The 18576-nt window shown below is 61.2% G+C and carries 17 protein-coding genes; 5 read left to right on the top strand and 12 right to left on the bottom strand.

What is annotated here, in order from left to right:
• Positions 1-62 precede the first annotated feature (62 nt).
• From CHB90_RS08380 to CHB90_RS08370, 3 genes are all read left to right on the top strand, one after another.
• A complete protein-coding gene (locus CHB90_RS08380; RefSeq protein ID WP_089277417.1) occupies positions 63-995 on the top strand; it encodes a 2-hydroxyacid dehydrogenase in 933 nt (310 codons plus the stop codon).
• Positions 996-1117: 122 nt separating this feature from the next.
• A complete protein-coding gene (rpe, locus tag CHB90_RS08375; RefSeq protein ID WP_089277416.1) occupies positions 1118-1807 on the top strand; it encodes a ribulose-phosphate 3-epimerase in 690 nt (229 codons plus the stop codon).
• Positions 1804-2448: an HAD-IA family hydrolase gene (locus CHB90_RS08370; protein ID WP_089277415.1), complete on the top strand. Its 645-nt coding sequence runs from the start codon at positions 1804-1806 to the stop codon at positions 2446-2448. The genes rpe and CHB90_RS08370 overlap by 4 nt, the downstream gene beginning before the upstream one ends.
• A 144-nt stretch (positions 2449-2592) precedes the next feature.
• Here the strand turns inward: CHB90_RS08370 and CHB90_RS08365 are convergent, their stop codons facing one another.
• The 5 genes from CHB90_RS08365 to CHB90_RS08345 form a co-directional block, all read right to left on the bottom strand.
• On the bottom strand, positions 2593-2988 hold the full coding sequence (locus CHB90_RS08365; protein ID WP_089277414.1) for a PaaI family thioesterase: 396 nt from the start codon (positions 2986-2988) through the stop codon (positions 2593-2595).
• Positions 2981-4003 (bottom strand): phosphotransferase family protein, encoded by a 1023-nt coding sequence (locus CHB90_RS08360; RefSeq protein ID WP_089277413.1) that lies wholly within the window; start codon positions 4001-4003, stop codon positions 2981-2983. The genes CHB90_RS08365 and CHB90_RS08360 overlap by 8 nt, the downstream gene beginning before the upstream one ends.
• A 50-nt stretch (positions 4004-4053) precedes the next feature.
• Positions 4054-5289, bottom strand: a complete 1236-nt coding sequence (locus CHB90_RS08355; protein WP_089277412.1) for an acyl-CoA dehydrogenase family protein — start codon at positions 5287-5289, stop codon at positions 4054-4056.
• 94 nt (positions 5290-5383) lie between these two features.
• Positions 5384-5821: a MaoC family dehydratase gene (locus tag CHB90_RS08350; RefSeq protein WP_089277411.1), complete on the bottom strand. Its 438-nt coding sequence runs from the start codon at positions 5819-5821 to the stop codon at positions 5384-5386.
• Entirely contained in the window at positions 5811-7445 is a 1635-nt protein-coding gene (locus CHB90_RS08345) for a long-chain fatty acid--CoA ligase (protein WP_089277410.1), read from the bottom strand. The genes CHB90_RS08350 and CHB90_RS08345 overlap by 11 nt, the downstream gene beginning before the upstream one ends.
• 98 nt (positions 7446-7543) lie before the next feature.
• Here CHB90_RS08345 and CHB90_RS08340 point away from each other — a divergent pair, with 98 nt between their 5' ends.
• Positions 7544-8566: an NADP-dependent oxidoreductase gene (locus CHB90_RS08340; protein ID WP_089277409.1), complete on the top strand. Its 1023-nt coding sequence runs from the start codon at positions 7544-7546 to the stop codon at positions 8564-8566.
• Between the two features lie 11 nt (positions 8567-8577).
• Here CHB90_RS08340 and CHB90_RS08335 read toward each other — a convergent pair whose 3' ends face one another.
• The 6 genes from CHB90_RS08335 to CHB90_RS08305 all read right to left on the bottom strand — a co-directional run bounded on the left by CHB90_RS08335 (position 8578) and on the right by CHB90_RS08305 (position 15861).
• Positions 8578-9396, bottom strand: coding sequence for an aspartate dehydrogenase (locus tag CHB90_RS08335; protein ID WP_089277408.1), 819 nt, complete (start codon positions 9394-9396; stop codon positions 8578-8580).
• Between the two features lie 34 nt (positions 9397-9430).
• Complete coding sequence (locus CHB90_RS08330; protein WP_089277501.1) at positions 9431-10972, bottom strand: ATP-dependent DNA helicase; 1542 nt, start codon at positions 10970-10972, stop codon at positions 9431-9433.
• Between the two features lie 180 nt (positions 10973-11152).
• On the bottom strand, positions 11153-11791 hold the full coding sequence (locus CHB90_RS08325) for an acyl-homoserine-lactone synthase (protein ID WP_089277407.1): 639 nt from the start codon (positions 11789-11791) through the stop codon (positions 11153-11155).
• A 114-nt stretch (positions 11792-11905) separates the two neighbouring features.
• Entirely contained in the window at positions 11906-12643 is a 738-nt protein-coding gene (locus CHB90_RS08320; protein WP_089277406.1) for a helix-turn-helix transcriptional regulator, read from the bottom strand.
• Positions 12644-12997: 354 nt separating this feature from the next.
• The gene (ccrA, locus tag CHB90_RS08310) at positions 12998-14284 is read right to left on the bottom strand and encodes a crotonyl-CoA carboxylase/reductase (RefSeq protein WP_089277404.1); all 1287 of its coding nucleotides are present in this window, start codon (positions 14282-14284) and stop codon (positions 12998-13000) included.
• 233 nt (positions 14285-14517) lie between these two features.
• Positions 14518-15861, bottom strand: a complete 1344-nt coding sequence (locus CHB90_RS08305) for a 1-acyl-sn-glycerol-3-phosphate acyltransferase (protein WP_089277403.1) — start codon at positions 15859-15861, stop codon at positions 14518-14520.
• Positions 15862-16156: 295 nt separating this feature from the next.
• Between CHB90_RS08305 and CHB90_RS08300 the strand changes: the two genes are divergently transcribed.
• The gene (locus CHB90_RS08300; RefSeq protein ID WP_089277402.1) at positions 16157-18130 is read left to right on the top strand and encodes a protein meaA; all 1974 of its coding nucleotides are present in this window, start codon (positions 16157-16159) and stop codon (positions 18128-18130) included.
• Between the two features lie 154 nt (positions 18131-18284).
• Here CHB90_RS08300 and CHB90_RS08295 read toward each other — a convergent pair.
• Positions 18285-18576 (bottom strand): transposase (locus CHB90_RS08295; protein ID WP_141135827.1); only part of this gene is annotated, 292 nt, incomplete at its 5' end.

Raw genomic sequence — 18576 nt, 5'->3', positions numbered from 1 at the left:
AGCTTTCCTTTCCCCCCGATCCTCATCTAAGCCGTTCGGCGACACAGCAAGGGAGCAAATTCATGCCCAACATCCTATTCGCCGCCCGCTCTGAAAGCTGGAATGACTACGAGACGCCACTCAGCACGGCGCTTGACGCCGCTGGACTGTCCTACACTCTGGGCACGGATATGCCCCCCGAGGAGGTCGACTATATCGTCTATGCCCCCAATTCTGACGTGCAGGATTTCACTCCTTTCACACGACTGAAGGCGGTGCTGAACCTCTGGGCCGGGGTCGAGGATGTGGTGGGCAATACCACGTTGGCCGTTCCGCTGGCCCGCATGGTCGACGAAGACGGGCTGACGCAGGGCATGGTGGAATGGGTGGCGGGCCACACATTGCGCCATCATCTTGGCATGGACGCCCATATCGTGAACCCGGACCGCACCTGGGACGCGACCCCGCCACCCCTGTCGGCGCACCGCCCGGTCACGATTCTTGGCCTTGGCACGCTGGGTCAGGCCTGCGCCCGCGCGCTGATCACGCTGGGCTTTCCCGTCAGCGGGTGGAGCCGGTCAGCCAAAGACCTGCCCGGCATCACGACCCATGCCGGGGACGAAGGGTTGCATAAGGCACTGCGCGACGCGCAGATCGTCATCCTGCTGCTGCCCGACACGCCCGCCACAACCAACGTGATCAATGCCGAAACCCTGGCCCTGATGGCTCCGGGTGCCATGATCCTGAATCCCGGTCGCGGTCCGCTGATCGACGATGACGCGCTGCTGGCCGCACTGGACAGCGGCCAGATCGGCCATGCCACGCTGGATGTTTTTCGCACCGAACCGCTGCCCGACGATCACGCCTACTGGGTCCACCCCAAGGTCACGGTAACGCCGCACATCGCCTCTACCACCCGGCCCGAAACCGCGGCCCGCGTCATCGCCGACAACATCCGCCGTGCCGAGAACGGCGAGGCGCTCTTGCATATCGTGGACCGCAGCGCCGGATACTGACGCGCGCCCAGTCTCGGGTTTGTCCCGGGCTTGACCCGGGACCTCCCAGACGCCACAAGCCAGAGGCCAAAGGCCCCGGATCAGGTCCGGGGCGTGTGACCGCCCAGACCTCAGGATGCCCCATGCCCTTTGACCGCACCGTGAAAATCGCCCCCTCCATCCTCTCCGCCGATTTCGCCGACTTCGGGCGCGAGATCCAGGCGGTCGAGGCGCAAGGCGCCGACTGGATTCATGTCGACGTGATGGACGGTCATTTCGTGCCGAACCTCACTTTCGGCCCGCCCGCCGTCAAAGCGTTCCGCAAACACGTCAAGACGGTCATGGACGTGCATCTGATGATCGCCCCCGTCGATCCCTACATCTATGCCTACGCCGAGGCGGGCACCGACATCCTGACCGCCCATGTCGAGGCCGGTCCCCACACCCACCGCACCCTGCAAGCCATCCGTGCCGCCGGGATGAAGGCAGGTGTGGCGCTGAACCCCGGCACGCCCGCACAGGCGGTCGAACACCTGCTGGACCTTGCCGATCTTGTCTGCGTCATGACCGTGAACCCCGGTTTTGGCGGGCAAAAGTTCATCAACTTGACTGACAAGATCCGCACCCTGCGCGCCATGATCGGTGACCGCCCCGTGCATATCGAAATCGACGGCGGCGTGACGCCCGACACAGCCCCACTGGTGGTGAACGCGGGCGCAGACGTGTTGGTGGCGGGATCTGCCGTGTTCAAGGGCGGCTCGGTCGACAATCCCACGCCCTACGGTGACAACATCCGCGCCATCCGCATGGCCGCCACTGCGGTGGCCGCATGAACGCCACCATCGCCTTTGACCTTGACGGCACGTTGATCGACAGCGTGGGCCATATTCATCACGGCGTCTCTCAGGCGCTGGAGGAAATGGACCTGCCGCCGATCAGCCGTGACGACACGCAGGGGTTTGTTGGGCGCGGCCTGCCCATTCTGCTGCAACAGGTGCTGGACCACATCGGCGCGCCACAGGCACACCACGCCGAACTGTCACGCCGCACCATGGAACACTACGTCGGCACGCCATCGGACCCGGCCTCGGTCTATCCCGGTGCGCGCGACGCGCTGAGCGCGCTCAAGGCGCAGGGATATCGCCTGACGCTGTGCACCAACAAACCGATCGAGGCCACGCGCGCCGCGCTGCGCGACACCGGATTGGACGGGTTCTTTGACATCGTCGTGGGCGGTGACAGCCTGTCCACCCGCAAACCCGATCCCGAGATGTTATTTGCCGCGCTTGATGGGGCCGAAAACGCGCTTTATGTGGGCGACAGCGAGACGGACGCCGAAACCGCGCAGCGCGGCAAGGTCGCCTTTCTGCTGTATACCGAAGGCTACCGCAAGACCCCGGTCGAGGCACTGCCGCATACGGCACGTTTTTCGGACTTCACAGACCTTCTCGCGCTGGTGCAGCGTTATCTGTAACGGCCCCCGGCGGGCGCGCTGTTAGCCTGCCGGTGTCGCACATCGATGCACATGGATTGCACATCAGAAGTGCACGCATTGTGACCAGGAAAAACGCTTTCCTTTCTGGCCACTAACCATGATTCGCACAGGCTTGGCCCGAGATTACGACCGATACTTGAACACGCCCGTCCCCTTGGCGATCACCTCACCCGTTTCATCGGCAATCTGAGCTTCAGCAAAAAACGTACTCTTGCCGCCGCCGGTCTTCCACCCCTCACCCTTCAGCATCACACCCCGAGGACGTGACAGATACTGCACGTTCAGGTTCAGCGTCAGGCACATCTGCCGCCGCTCCGGGTCGCCCGTCCAGCACCCAGCATAGCCCATGACCGTGTCCAGCAAGGATGCGTGGACCCCGCCATGTGGATTGCCGTGCCGGTTCATCAAGAACGCCTCAAGCGGTACATCAAACGCGGCATAACCCTCGCGCCAATCGGTCATCGTCATCCCAAGGTGTGCGGCAAAGGCATAAGCATCCTCGCGAAAAGCCTCATCCATAACGGTGCCGTGCCTCCAACCCAAGTTTCGCAAACAACGGCACATAAGCACCCAGTTTCAATGCCTTTTCCGGGTTCGCCGCATTGCCGTCAAGGGCGCGTTTCTTGACCCCCTGCAGGATTGCCGCCATGCGAAAAAACGCAAAGGCGACGTAAAAGCCAAGACTGTCGATCCCGTCGATGCCGCGCCGCCCACAATAGGCCGCCACAAAATCCTCATCCGACGGCAGGCCCAGCGCCGCCCGGTCCACCCCCGCCAACCCGCGCCCGTCGGCCCCCGGCGGAAGCTGCCACTGCATCAAAACGCCGGCCAGATCGGCATAGGGATGTCCCAGCGTCGACAATTCCCAATCCAGCACCGCGACACAGGCGGGCCCGTCAGCGGCAAACAGCAAGTTGTCGATCCGGTAGTCGCCATGCGCCAACGTCCGCTGCCCGTCTTCTTCGGGCAGCGCCTCATCCAGCCACGACATCAGCGTTTCCATATCGCGCAGTTCCTCTGTCTCCGATGCGCGATATTGTTTGGTCCAGCGCCCCAACTGGCGGGTGTGATAATTCCCCGGCGCGCCGAAATCCTCCAACCCGGCTGCAGCCAGATCAACGTCATGAATCGCGGCCAAAACCCGGCTCATTTCGTCCATAATCGCCGCACGCCCCCTTGGCGTGTCGTCAGGCAATGAAGGATCGACGAGGTTGCGCCCGTCGATATGTTCCATGACATAGAACATCGACCCCAGAACTGTGTCGTCCTCGCACAGCGCGAACATGTGCGGAACCGGCACGGATGTTCCGACCAGCGCCCGTTGCACACGAAACTCCCGGTCCACCGCATGGGCGGATTTCAACAGGGTCCCGGTGGGCTTGCGCCGCAGCACATAGGCGCCCGAGGGACTGTCCAGCCGGAATGTCGGATTGGACTGGCCCACCACGAATTTCTCGGCCCTGACAGGCCCTTGAAACCCCGGCACATGGGCCTTCATCCACGTTCCCACCCGCGCCAGCTCGCCCTTGTCCATGCCGTCCCCCTAATTTTTCTTTGAAAATACTCAACTTGCGACAGCAGATTTCAGATTTTCTCGTTGGCGTATTTGCGCAATTCGGCCCGCGCCACCTGACGGCGGTGCACCGCGTCGGGACCATCGGCGAACCGCAGCGTACGGATATGCGTCCACATAAAGGCCAGATCATAGTCCTGACTGATCCCGCCCGCGCCATGCAGCTGCATCGCCTCATCCACAACTTTGCCCGCCATCAGGGGGGCCACCACCTTGATCTTGGAAATCCACGGCTGCGCGGCACGCACACCGGCGGTATCCATCATCCAGGCCGCCTTGAGGCACAGAAGGCGCGCCATCTCAATCTCCATGCGGGCATTGGCGATAATGTCATGGTTGGCCCCCAGATCGGCGATGCGCTTGCCAAAAGCCTCGCGCGACAATCCGCGCCTGCACATCATCTCCAGCGCCTTTTCCGCCTGTCCAATGGCGCGCATGCAGTGGTGGATACGCCCCGGTCCCAACCGCCCCTGCGCCACCTCGAACCCGCGTGCCTCACCCAGCACAACATGGGATGCGGGAATGCGCACGTCAGTAAACCGCAGGTGCATGTGCCCGTGCGGCGCGTCATCCTGCCCAAAGACCTGCATGGGGCGCAGGATTTCTATCCCCGGCGTGTCCGCATCCATAACGAACATCGTGTGGCGGGCATGTTTCGCCGCTTGTGGATCGGTATTGGCCATCACGATGTACAGACCACAGCGCGGATCTCCCGCGCCGCTGATCCACCATTTCTCACCGTTCAGGACATAATCATCGCCGTCCTTCTTCGCCTCAAACGCCAGTTGTGCCGCATCGGATGACGCCACATCCGGCTCTGTCATTACATAGGCTGATCGGATGTCCCCCTCCAGGAGGCGAGTCAGCCAACGCTCTTTCATCCAGTCGTCGCCGTAGCGCTCCAGCACTTCCATATTGCCGGTGTCGGGCGCGTTACAGTTAAAGACCTCCGCCGCGATGCTGACCTTGCCCATCTCCTCGGCCAGATAGGCATATTCCACGGTTGTCAGCCCATAGCCGCGGTCCGACCCGGTCAGCCAGAAATTCCACAACCCACGCTCTTTCGCCAAAGCCTTGAGCCCGTTCAGGATCTCCAATTGGCGAGGCACATGCTTGAACCGATCACCCGAAGGATGTGTCCCGACCAGCGCGTGAAACTCCGCATCCAGCGGAGCAATGTCGTCCTCAATCATCCGGCGCACCTGCGCCACCAGCGGTTTCACCCGCTCCGTCAGTCCAAGATCCATGGATCCCTCCCAAATTGTCCCAAGCCGCGCGTGCACTTTTCGGCGCGCGCGGGTGGGCGTGGGGCGTCGCGCCGAAAAATGCGCGCGCGGCGCCTCACCTCAAGTACATTCGTGTGATCCAGTTGGCGACAAGCGCCGGCCGCGCCGCGCCCTCGATTTCGACCTCGACGTCCCAATGCACGTCCAGCCATCCATCCCCCTCATCCACGCTGGCCACGGCAAACCGCCCTCGCACCCGGAGCCCCACCCGCACGGGTGAGACAAAGCGGATGCGGTCAAAACCATAGTTCACACTGGACAGAATGCCCGGGATCCCCTCCATCACCTGATAGGACATCATCGACAACATCGACAGCGTCAGGAACCCATGCGCCACGGTGCCGCCAAAGGCGGTCCTAGATGCCCGTTCCGCGTCCAGGTGGATGAATTGCCAGTCCTCCGTCGCATCCGAAAATGCCTTGACCCGCGCCGCATCCAACGACACCCAAGCGCTTTCGCGCGGGGCAAGATCGCGCAGATCGTCAGCCAGCATCGGGCAACACATAATCTGCGAACCGCTGCCGCAGAGTCAGCTTTGACACCTTGCCGGTGGCTGTCAGCGGCAGATCCTCGACAAATTCCATGGCATCGGGCAATTGCCATTTCGCCAGGTGTTCCAGCAGCATCCCGTGTATCTCCTCCAGCGTGGGAAGATCGCCCGCGTCACGCGGCACAACAATCAGCAGAGGTCGCTCATCCCATTTTGGATGCGGCACAGCGATCACCGCACAATTGGCCACCTTTGGATGGGCAATGGCGATGTTCTCCAGATCCAGCGAACTGATCCACTCACCGCCGGACTTGATCAGATCCTTGGCCCGGTCCTGAATATACAGAAAGCCGTGCGGGTCGATGCTGGCCACATCCCCGGTCCCAAACCAGCCGTCCGCATCGAAGGCCCCCTTTGAGGCCGCCTCATTGTTGAAATACCCTGCGATGACGGCATTGCCACGCACATAAAGTTCGCCCACCGCCTTGCCGTCATGAGGTTGTCTGACGCCATCCTCATCGGAAATCTTCAGCTCGACACCGAACAATCGTCGTCCTTGCTTGGACTTGGCCGCCATGCGATCTTCGAACGGCAGGTTTTGCATCGGCGGCGACAATTGGCCATGGGTGCCCACCGGGCTCATTTCTGTCATACCCCAGGCGTGGCAGACGTCCACCCCCCGACCTTCGAAAAACGCAATCATGGCGCGCGGCGCGGCGGACCCGCCAATCACCAGCTGATCCAGCGCGGATGGCATGGCATCGCGCGCCTCGATCTCGGCCCGCAGGCCCAGCCAGACGGTGGGTACCCCCCACGCGGCTGTGACCTGTTCACCTTCCATCAGGTCAAAGATGGATGCCCCGTCCAGCTTGCCGCCCGGCATGATCAAGGATGCGCCGACCAAAGGCGCGGCATAGGGCAGCCCCCATGAATTGACGTGAAACATCGGCACCACCGGCAGGATGCGCGCGCCATCGTGAAGCGACCGTGGCACTGTCACTGACAGAAAAAGCGCGTGCAGAACCGTGGACCGATGCGAATACAGCGCGCCTTTGGGATGCCCTGTGGTGCCCGATGTATAGCACAGCGCCGCCGCCGCATCCTCTGACACCAGCGGCCAATCAAACGCCTCCGCCTGCCCGGCCAACACGTCCTCATAGCACAGCCAATCCAGCTTGCCCTCCGGCATATGCGCCCGGTCTGTCATGGCCACCAGCTTTATCCCGGCGGGCAAATGTTCAGCCAGGGCTTCGACCAGCGGCACAAAGGTCAGGTCGACACACAGAACCTCATCCTCGGCATGTTGGATGATATAAACCATCTGCTCTGCCGACAGGCGCGGGTTGATCGTGTGACAGACCGCCCCCATGCCAGAGATCGCATAATACAGTTCAAAGTGGCGGTAGCCGTTCCAGGCCAGCGTCGCCACCCGGTCGCCCTGTTCGACACCCAGCCCGGACAACCCATGCGCCAGTTGCGCAGCGCGGGCATAGGCCTGGGCATAGGTTTCACGGTGAATATCCCCTTCAGTCCGCACCGAGACGATCTCCGCCCCCGGATGCGCCTGCGCCGCGTAATCAAGAATCTCAATGATCCTCAGCGGCATATGCATCATCATGCCTTGCATCCAGCCCTCCCTTGCCGATACCTCACGTCCCGCTAGACTGTGCGAGAGCGCGCCCCGCGTGCAACCGTTTTTCCCAAATTGTGACGCAAGGATTCCCCATGACCAGCCAGATGCAGCGCATTGCCCTTGCCCGACGGCCGTCGGGCCATCCAGTGGCCGAAGATTTCGCGCTCAAGACCGATCTGACGCCCGTCCCCGCACAGGGTGAGGTGCTGATTGAGGTCACACACCTGTCCCTTGACCCCTACATGCGCGGCCGCATGGATGACGTGAAAAGCTATGCGCCCTCCGTCCAGATCGACGGCACCATGACCGGTCAGGGCGTTGGTCGCGTGGTCACGGCCCCCGGCACGGATTTTGCACCCGGGGACATGGTCACAGGCATGACCGGATGGGCCAGCCACACCGTTCTGCCCGCGGCAGAGGTGCGTCGCCTTGACGACGCCCTGCCCCCATCGACAGCCCTAGGCGTGCTGGGCATGCCGGGCTTCACCGCCTGGACCGGGCTGCGCGAATACGGTCGCCCCAAGGCGGGTGAAACGCTGGTCGTGGCGGCAGCCACTGGTCCGGTGGGATCGCTGGTCGGTCAACTGGCCAAGGCGGCGGGCCTGCGCACCGTTGCGATTGCAGGCGGGGCCGAAAAGTGCCGCCTTGCGGTTGAAACCTTCGGCTTTGACGCCGCCATCGACCACCGCGCCTATGACGACGCCTCTGCCCTGCGCAAGGCGATTGCGGCAGAGGCACCTGACGGCGTCGACATCTACTGGGAGAACGTCGGCGGTAAGGTGCTGGAAGCGGTGCTGCCGCTGATGAACGTGCATGGCCGCATCCCGATCTGCGGCGCGATTTCATGGTATGGCGGGACCGAGGATTGCGCCGACCGCCTGCCCGCAGTCTGGCGATCCATTCTGGTCAAGCGATTGTCGGTGAACGGCTTTATCATCTTTGACCACTGGGGCAATTTCCCCGCCTTCCTGCAAGAGGTCGGCCCCAAGGTCGCGGCGGGCGAACTGTCGTTCCTTGAGGATGTCGCCGAGGGGTTGGAGAACGCGCCAGACGCCTTCATGGCCATGTTGAAGGGCGGCAACACGGGCAAGCAGATCGTCAAGATCGCAGACTGATCTTGCCGCGCTCAGGCCCCGATCACCATCGGGGCCACCAACCGCCGAAGGGTCGAGATCACGCTAAGCGGCGTGATCCGGCCCGTCCTTGGGTTGTCGTCGGACGGAATGCCCTCAATTGTCATGTTCATGTTGGCGCTGTCGGAAATGACAGTGATGCTGTGCGTATTGCGGTCCACGGTCGGGTCGGCCCACACCTCGACCTGCGTGCGTTCGGTGCCGATTCCGGCAAGGCCTAGCGCCACGGCGACGTTTGTATTCGCGGGAAACCCCTTGATCGCGTCCTGCGCCGATCCGGTGAAGCATTGAACCGGGGCGGTCAGGCCGTCCAGATCCAGTCCCATCTTTTCAATCGCGGGAGCTCCTTTCAGGCTGGCGGGCGGTTTTCGGGTGACAATCGTCACGCTGTCAATTTTGCCCTGCGCGGCGGCCTGCACCGCATCCAGCCCCAACAATGCGCCCGATGGCACCAGAATACGTCCGCCTGTTCGGGTGGCGATCTCCGTGAGATGTGGCGCGCCAAGCAGCCCGCCAACGCTTGCCACCACGACGATCTTGCCAGCCTCAAGCGTGGGTCGGGCAACCTGATCCAACAGATGTGCCGGACAGCATTCGACGACCACATCGGCGGTCGCGGCCAGTGCGTCCAGTGAAAGCACATCGTAACTGCTCCGGAAATGCCTGGCCATGTGGGCCTTGGCCTTGGTGGCATCGCGCGCTGAGACCGCGACAAGCTCCAGCCCGTCGATGCCTTGATCCAGTGCCGCCGCGACCGCCTTGCCAATGGCACCAAAGCCGCCCACGGCCACCTTGAGAGTGCATTTTGCCATATTTTTTTTTGCCTCACGTTCAAGAGCACGCCGATCAAACAGCGGGGCCGTCCACCTCGGCCTCTAGCGCCAGTGGTGCCGGTGCACCCGCCAGATCATCTACCCGCAGCGGCCCCGAAGGCCGCGCCAGCCGGTTGCGCACCACCCAGAAAAGCCGCGACTGTGCCCGTGTGATCGCCACATAGGCCAGCCGCTTCCACAAGGGTTGCCCGGCCTCGTTGCGACCAGCCCTTGCTGCGGCAAACAGATCGGGGGCAAAGACCTGCACTGCCTCCCACTGGCTACCCTGCGCCTTGTGAATCGTCACCGCCGCCCCGTGCAAAAAGGTCGCCCCCATCCGCGCCGCATAGGGCAGGAACGGTTCTTCCTCGTCAGGCATCTCGATCTTGACGATGGACGCTGCGGACACCTGCGGCTCCATCGCGCCAACCACATGCAGGCGCGAAAACCCCGGCTTTTTGCCGGGTCCAAGATAAATCACCTGCGCGCCCTTGATCAGGCCGCGCGCCTCAAGATCCAGCCGTTTCTTGCGGTGTTTCAGCGGCAGTTCCAGCCCGTCACAGATCAGCGGTTCACCGGGCAACAGGCTATCGGCGGGGGCGTCATGCACGCGGCGGAAGGCGTTGATCAGCCGAATGCGCGTGGCATTGCGCCAGACCAACACGGGAGAGCGTGCCATCAGGTCAACCTCGACCCGATTGGCAAACACAACCCGGTCGTCGCGCCGCGACGCATCCTCGACCATACGTTCAAAATCTTCGAACCCAAGGGCGGGATCGGCCAGCGCATGCGCCAGATCAAGGATCGGGTTATCGGCCGCCTGCCGGTGCACGCGGCTCAGCTCGCGTTTCTGGCTGTCTTTCAATCCGTCAAACACCATCTTGCCCGATTGGTTGACGGGCGCCAACTGCGCCGGGTCGCCAAACAGGACAAGGTTAGGAAAAATCTCCTGCAAATCCTCGAACTGACGTTCGTCCAGCATCGAGGATTCGTCGACAAAGCCTATGTCCAACGGCTCTTCGCGCCGCTTCCAGCCGGTGATGAAATCGCTTCCCCTCAGGCCTGCCGCCGCCAATGCGGCCGGAACCGATTTGTGCAGGGCATAAACTGCCAGCGCGCGTTCCAGTGCCACATCGGTCAGCCCCTCTATCTGTGGCCGCTCGTCTTCATTGCCCATGAGCCATTCGGCGATCTTTTCGTACTCGGGGTCATAAACTGGCGTATAGATGATCCGGTGGATTGTTGTCGCCGGGACGCCACGCATCCGAAGCACGCTGGCCGCCTTGTTGGTGGGTGCCAGCACCGCAAGAGTGCGCTTGTCGCGTGACCGCCTGCTTTCGTAATCGCCAGAGACTGTTTCGACCCCGACTGCCTCCAACGCCTTGACCAATTCAGCCAGTAGCAGCGTCTTGCCGCTGCCTGCTTTGCCCATCAAGGCCATGACACGCGCCCGCCCCTCCTGCGCCGGAAGGCACAGCCCCTCGTCCAGGTCGACGCCGGCGGCGCGCAAGAGATCTGTCACGCTGTCATAAGCAGCGGCCTGATCGTCGGAAAATACAAGGGAGGGCAAGGTCATGCCGGACAATACCGCGCCGGGCTGAGGGCCACCAGAACCCTTTACATCTTCTTCTTGGTTCAAATACTCATTTCTGCCGCTGACGGCCCTGCCGCCTTGGCCGGGAATGGAAAACGCGCGCAGGGATCACCCTACGCGCGTTTTGAAGCATCAATTGGATTTACCTGTGTCCAAAGTTCCTCAGGCCGCTTCCAGTTCCTTGGGCACCACGATGTCGCCAAACGACCGCGCGAACCACCGCTTGGACATCTCCGGCGTGATACCTGCGCTTTTTGACACCTGCGCCTGTGCAGCCGGGGTAAACTCCCACAGTCCGACACTGATCTGTTCGCGGCCCTCGCCCTGCTGGCCGAGCACTTCCGGCGAAGAGCCGATGCGACGGTAGATCCGCACCATGCGTGCATCGAAGACACCGACATAGTGCTCTACGCCGAATTCCTGCATGACCTCACCCCCGGCCAACATCAGCGCCGCCGCAACGCCCGGAGTGGCACCACGGGCCAGACAGAACCGGGTGCATTCCCAGATCAACGGCGACTGGATGCGCACGCCGTCGGTCAGGTGAACAAAATGATCGTTGACCATGGTGCGGCCCACTGTGGGCAGCAACCGCATCGAGCCACCATGAGTGCCGTCAGCGTTTTCCCAGATGACATACAGCGGGTTCTCATTGTCGTATTCGTCGCGCTCAAGACCATGCTCGTCGACGGACACTTCCCAGCCCAGACGCGTTTTGAACTGGTCGGCGCGGTCGCGGAACATCGCTTCGGCGAGCTTCGGGAACTTGTGCAGGTCGGTGCCGTAGATGTAGCGGATCATTTTCGATTTCCCCTCGGAATGTAAATTCGATGAGGAGAGATTGCCGACGAACTGGTTAACGAGATTCAACCTGAGCGCGCGCAGCCCGAACACACGCTTTACCAAAACGCGTTTTCAGACCACGATCACGCCCCGACTAAGGGCCCGTGCGACCGCATGAGTGGTGTTCAGTGCGCCCAGTTTATGTCGGGCGCTTTCGACATAGACCCGCAAGGTATGCTCAGAAATCGAAAGAGTATCAGCAGCTTGCGCCCTGCTGTAGCCTACTGCAAGCAGCGTCATGGCTTCGATCTCACGCGGGGACAAGGACTGTGAGGCCTCTGGCGTGCGACCAGGTTCGAATTCCAGCGCCTTCTGGTTGAAGTAATGCGCAATTAGGATCAGATCGCGCCGGTTGGTTACGGTGAAATCCTCCCATTCGGTGTCATTGCAATTGTGCGAAAGCGAGAACAGGGCGAATTGACCGTTGGGACCACGAAGAGGAATCGAAAACCCTTGGTTGCCGATGCCATAGGCGATGGCATCCTGCATGAGCGCGCGCGCAGCCTTGCCAGACCAGTCGAGCCGCTTCCAGTCCACAGGGTGAAACCGCTGATAGCAGCCCACCACCACCGGATCGACACGCAAATAGCCTTTCTCGACGTAGCGGTTGACCCATTCCAGGTCATAGGTGCCGCAACCGTACTGTTCGCCATTGCTGTTGACCCAGTGATAGACAATGTGGTCGACCCCATAGCTGTCCCGCAATTCCTCGATCAGGATTTGCAGATCCTCGAGTCCCTCAGCGGATTCGAGCCGCTCGATCAGTCCGTCCAGTCGCAGTGCGTTTCCCGACAAAAAGCCCAATGCCATTACCCTCGGCCTGGGACGCAATCTCTGCCTGCGCGACGAAAGATGCATCATCCAGCTGCGCGGCCAACGACTGCATGCCATTTGCCCGAGCGAATGATTTCAGGTCAGTGAGAACGTCCAAAATCCAGTCATGTCCCATGATCAGCCTCGTGTATAGATGGTTAACGCTTCATTAAAACAACCTTAGCACGCAGCCGAACATGCCGAAATTCGCGGAATCTTCCTCCCCAGAAATAGCGAGGGGGCGTTTCGGCAAGTATCTGAATCTGTTCAAACCGGGTCTCAAACGCAAAACGCCCGCGATGCCAAAGGCGATTCGCGGGCGTCAGACAGACCGGGATCGGCGGCCAAAGATTACTTGCGGGCGGCCAATGCATCCTCAAGTGTACGCAGTCCGGTCTTGGGTGCCTGCACCAGCACCGACATGTTGCCAGGCTTGTGTTCATTGCGCAGCATCTTCATGTGGGCGTCCGGGATCTCGGCCCAGGGGAACACCTCGGACATGCAGGGATCAAGACGCCGCTCGATCATCAGCCGGTTGGCCGATGCCGCTTGCTTGAGGTTGGCAAAGTGAGAACCTTGCAGGCGCTTCTGGTGCATCCACATGTACCGCACGTCAAAGGTGCAGTTGAACCCGGACGTGCCAGCACAGATCACGACGATGCCGCCCTTCTTGACCACCAACGTGGAGACCGGGAAGGTCGCCTCACCGGGGTGTTCGAACACCATGTCGACGCTGACGCCCTTACCGGTGATCTCCCAGATCGCCTTGCCGAACTTGCGCGCCTCTTTCAGCCACGCGTTGTATTCGGGCGAATTCACGATAGGCAGTTGGCCCCAGCAATCGAAATCCTTGCGGTTGATCACGCCTTTGGCGCCCTGTGCCATCACGAACTCACGCTTGCTTTCGTCCGAGATCACACCGATCGCATTTGCACCCGCCGTGTTCGCCAGTTGGATCGCGTAAGATCCCAGGCCGCCCGACGCGCCCCAGACCAGGACGTTCTGGCCCGGCTTCAGCTCATGCGGATGGTGGCCGAACAGCATCCGGTACGCGGTGGCCAACGTCAGCGTGTAACAGGCGCTTTCCTCCCAGGTCAGATGCTTGGGACGCGGCATCAGCTGCTGTGCCTGCACCTTTGTGAACTGCGAGAACGACCCGTCACCGGTTTCATACCCCCAGATCCGCTGGGTGGGGGAAAACATCGGGTCGCCGCCGTTGCATTCCTCATCGTCGCCGTCGTCCTGATTGCAGTGGATGACAACCTCGTCGCCGACTTTCCAGGTCTTGACCTTGTCGCCCACCTTCCAGACGATTCCGGCGGCGTCGGACCCGGCGATGTGGTAGTCCTGACCATGCACGTCAAACGGCGAAATCGGCTGACCCAGACCGGCCCAAACGCCGTTGTAATTGACGCCTGCCGCCATCACCAGAACCAGCACCTCATGGCTGTCGATGTCCCAGACATCGACCACTTCCTGCTGAAAGCTCTGATCGGGCTCGCCATGACGATCACGGCGGATCGCCCACGCGTACATTTTTTTGGGGACGTAGCCCATCGGGGGCATTTCGCCGACTTCGTAGAGGTCTTTTTCCGGCGCATCATATTGAGCGATGTTCGTTTGCGTATCCAGAGCCATATCGGTCTCCTGTAGGCCAGAGTGGACGGGTTGACCGGTTCTGCGGTGCAGAATCGCGGCGTCTGACCATCGGAATATTCGGCGCCACGCAACATTGCAACATCAGTTGCTTCGTTTTTGTAATTTTATGACCCTGCGCATGCAGAAAGACCAATGCGAGCGCAGCATCCAGCCACCGACGTGTCGTCAGCACACTTCGCCAAATGCCTCGCGAACAAGGCGGATGTGGTTGTTCAGAACAGGTGGTCGATGGAACGCGCGTAGTAGGCGGCCAAGGGCGCCCCCTGCGGCGTGAGATGGAACAGTCCGTCCCGTTCCTCCACCAAACAACGCTCTATCATGGCGCGCAGGCCAAACTCGACGCTGTAATCACGGTTGTTCCGGGCGAGATGGACATGCGCCTCCGGCAGGTCGGCCACTGCGTCGGAAAAGCCTCGTTCCAGTTCGGCGCGGCTTTGCGGGCCACGCAAAAGAAGATGTGCGACAAGGGGCACCGGCAGGACCGGGATAATGGCCGCTATCCGCGCCATAAGTGTCTCAGCCAAAGTCGCGGCATCTTCGGCAAGCGCCGGATGACCGCGCAATGACAAGGGAGGACCAAAGCTGACCGCCGCATAGCCAAAACGGTGGAACCGCCCGGTCAGGCGCAGCCAAACTTGACGAAGGACAGACCGAATGACGCGCGTGACGGAGGCATCAAACCGGCGCGGCCCTCGACGATCGGCGGCAATCAACACCTTGTCTTCCAAGACGCGATCATAATTCAGTCCCACCGGAACAAATACGACATCGCGGCTTGTAAGATCGAGATCGTCAAGAAGATAGGCCAGCAGCCCCAGTTTCGGCTGCGCAAGTGCGCCATCCAGACTTAGCCCGCCTTCAGGAAAAATCGCCTGGGTCACGCCGCCGCTGGTCGCCATTTGGACGTAGCGTCGCAAAACCTTGCGGTACAGCCCATCGCGCGATTTCCGCCTGATGAAATACGCCCCCATAGAGCGGATAAGCCGCGACAGGGGCCAGACACGCGCCCATTCACCCACTGCATAGGACAGGGCCGACCGGTTGGCGGCCAGATGCGTGACCAGCACATAATCCATGTTGGATCGGTGATTCATGACAAAAACCACCGTGGCCTCCGCGTCGATTGCGGCAAGCCCTTCGCCGTCATGACGCCCCAGCCGAACGCGATACAAGGTATTCGACAACCAACGCGCAAAGCGCAGGCCAAGGCCGAAATAGGCAAAAGCGGAAAACGACGGTACAATCTCACGCGCGTACCGACGGGCCTGCTCAAAGGCGACATCCTCGCGCAACCCGTGTTCAGCGGCATGTTCGACAATCGCCTGAGTGACGTCCGGATGATACAACAGGCGCTGGATCAGATCGTATCGGCGCAGCAGGCGAAAGGGTTCGATCGGACGCTCCAACCGTTGGTTCAACTGCGCCACGGCGCGTTCAAGCCGACGCCGCAGAACCCAACGCACCGATGGAAACAGAAAGTGCGTCGCAAAACTGACCACCGCAAAGGCGAGGATCAAGGCAAAGAGCCAAAACGGCAGGGATACTTGCGACGTCATTGCGGAAACTCTTGCAGGGGCGTGTCCAGGCGGCAAGGGGCAGGTATCGCCGAGCGGTGTTTTTACAAACGAGGCGGTTTAACCTCAACCCGTGTCGATTTGGTCAAAACCGACCGCATCACCCCTAAACCCAAGCTCCGCCGCGCCGCAGCAGATTGCGCTTGTCCCGAAGTCGGCCCATGCTGCATCTGCTCGCGCTGCGACGCGGCGAATTGACAGAGACATAATCTTTCGCGTATCCCAGTCAAAACGCAACAAGATTGCCGAACACGATTCATGCCTGACGGAGGCCCCGATGACCGAAACCCAGATGCCGCAACGCGACAAACCCTGGCTAATCCGCACATATGCAGGTCATTCGACGGCCAAAGCCTCGAACGAATTGTATCGCGGCAATCTGGCCAAGGGACAGACCGGCCTGTCGGTCGCTTTCGATCTGCCGACACAGACGGGTTATGACAGTGACCACATTCTGGCACGCGGCGAGGTCGGCAAGGTTGGCGTGCCAGTCTGCCATCTGGGCGACATGCGAGCTTTGTTTCAGGATATTCCGCTGGAACAGATGAACACCTCGATGACGATCAATGCGACCGCCCCCTGGCTGCTGTCGCTGTATATCGCTGTGGCCGAGGAACAGGGCGCGGATGTGTCAAAACTGCAAGGCACTGTGCAGAACGACCTGATCAAGGAATACCTCAGCCGGGGCACCTATATCTGCCCGCCGAAACCCAGCCTGAAACTGATCGGCGACGTCGCAGAGTACTGCTATACCAATGTGCCCAAGTGGAACCCGATGAACGTGTGTTCCTATCACCTGCAAGAGGCGGGCGCGACACCCGAACAGGAACTGGCCTTTGCACTGGCCACGGCCACGGCGGTTCTGGATGAACTGAAGACCCGCGTCCCGGCAGAGGATTTCCCGACACTGGTCGGGCGGATCAGTTTCTTTGTGAACGCCGGTATCCGGTTTGTGACCGAGATGTGCAAGATGCGCGCCTTTGTGGATCTCTGGGATGAAATCTGTCGCGACCGCTATGACGTGGAAGACCCAAAGTACCGTCGTTTTCGCTATGGTGTGCAGGTGAACAGCCTTGGCCTGACCGAGCAACAGCCGGAAAACAACGTCTACCGCATCTTGATCGAGATGCTGGCTGTCACCCTTTCGAAAAATGCCCGCGCGCGCGCCGTACAATTGCCCGCGTGGAACGAAGCGCTTGGCCTGCCCCGGCCCTGGGATCAGCAATGGTCGATGCGCATGCAACAGATCATGGCCTATGAAACCGACTTGCTGGAATTCGACGATCTGTTTGACGGCAACCCGGCGGTGGATGCCAAGGTCGAGGTGTTGAAACAGGGGGCGCGCGCCGAACTGGCCAATATCGACAGCATGGGTGGCGCCGTCGAGGCCATAGAATACATGAAGGGGCGGCTGGTCGACAGCAATGCCGAACGGTTGAACCGCATCGAACGTGGAGAGACCGTGGTGGTGGGCGTCAACAAGTTCACCCACGGCGAACCCAGCCCGCTGATGGACGCGGACGGCGGCATCATGACGGTCGATCCGGCGATGGAACAGGATCAGATCGACCGACTGGATGGATGGCGGCACGCGCGGAACGACGGTGAGGTCCGTGCAGCACTGGCAGACCTGCGCGCGGCCGCTGCCGAAGGGCGCAACGTGATGCCCGCCTCTGTTGCCTGCGCCAAGGCGGGCGTGACCACCGGCGAATGGGCGGCGCAGATGCGCTCTGTATTTGGCGAATACAGAGGCCCCACAGGGGTATCGCGATCGGTGTCCAACAAGACAGAAGGGCTGGAGGATCTGCGCGAAGCGGTGAACATGGTGAGCGACCGGCTGGGCACCCGGCTGCGGTTTTTGGTGGGGAAGCCGGGGCTCGACGGGCATTCGAATGGCGCTGAACAGATCGCGTTCCGGGCGCGGGATTGCGGCATGGAGATCGACTACGAAGGGATCCGCCTGACACCGGAACAGATCGTCGAAGCGGCGCGCGAGGGCGCGCATGTGGTCGGTCTGTCGATTCTGTCCGGCAGCCATATTCCACTGGTCGAAGACCTGATGGAGCGGATGCGGGCAGACGGGCTAGGCCATGTGCCGGTGATCGTCGGCGGCATCATTCCGGATGAAGACGCGCGGCGCTTGAAAGCGATGGGAGTTGCACAAGTCTATACTCCCAAGGATTTTGAGTTGAACACGATCATGCGCGATATTGTTACTCTTGCCGATCCTGCCTCTGTCGCCGCAGAGTAAAAGACGTCAAACGCCCTGTCTTCGACACAAAGCCCCGCATTTCCTGCGGGGCTTTTGCGTTTTCTGCCGCTATTTAGCGTCAAACCTTCGAGTCCGGGACGGCTTTGTTGCGCAAAGTCGGTAACGTCCGGAGTTCCCCTTTCCCCGGACGCAATTATCCCACAGGCTCTGTGACGGGTATGCCGAGCGCGGTGTAGCCGTTGAGCACGGCGGCGCGGATCTGAAGTTCGGCGACCTGACGATCGAAGTCGCGCGCCATGAGGCTCTGCCCCAGCAGCTTCACGCAATGCATCTTCGTCTCGGCGCGGCTTCGTCGGTGGTATCCGCTCCATTTTCTCCAGATGGCGCGGCCAAGGTATTTCGAAGCGCGCAGCGCCTCGTTCCGAGCGATAGCCCCTGCAGTCGATGGCTTCCACGGCTTGGCATTCTTGCGCGGCGGTATGACG

The organism is Antarctobacter heliothermus, assembly GCF_900188425.1.
GTDB classification, from domain to species: Bacteria; Pseudomonadota; Alphaproteobacteria; order Rhodobacterales; family Rhodobacteraceae; genus Antarctobacter; species Antarctobacter heliothermus.
Note: the sequence above shows the minus strand (reverse complement) of the source record. Positions and strands in the feature narration are given on the sequence as shown.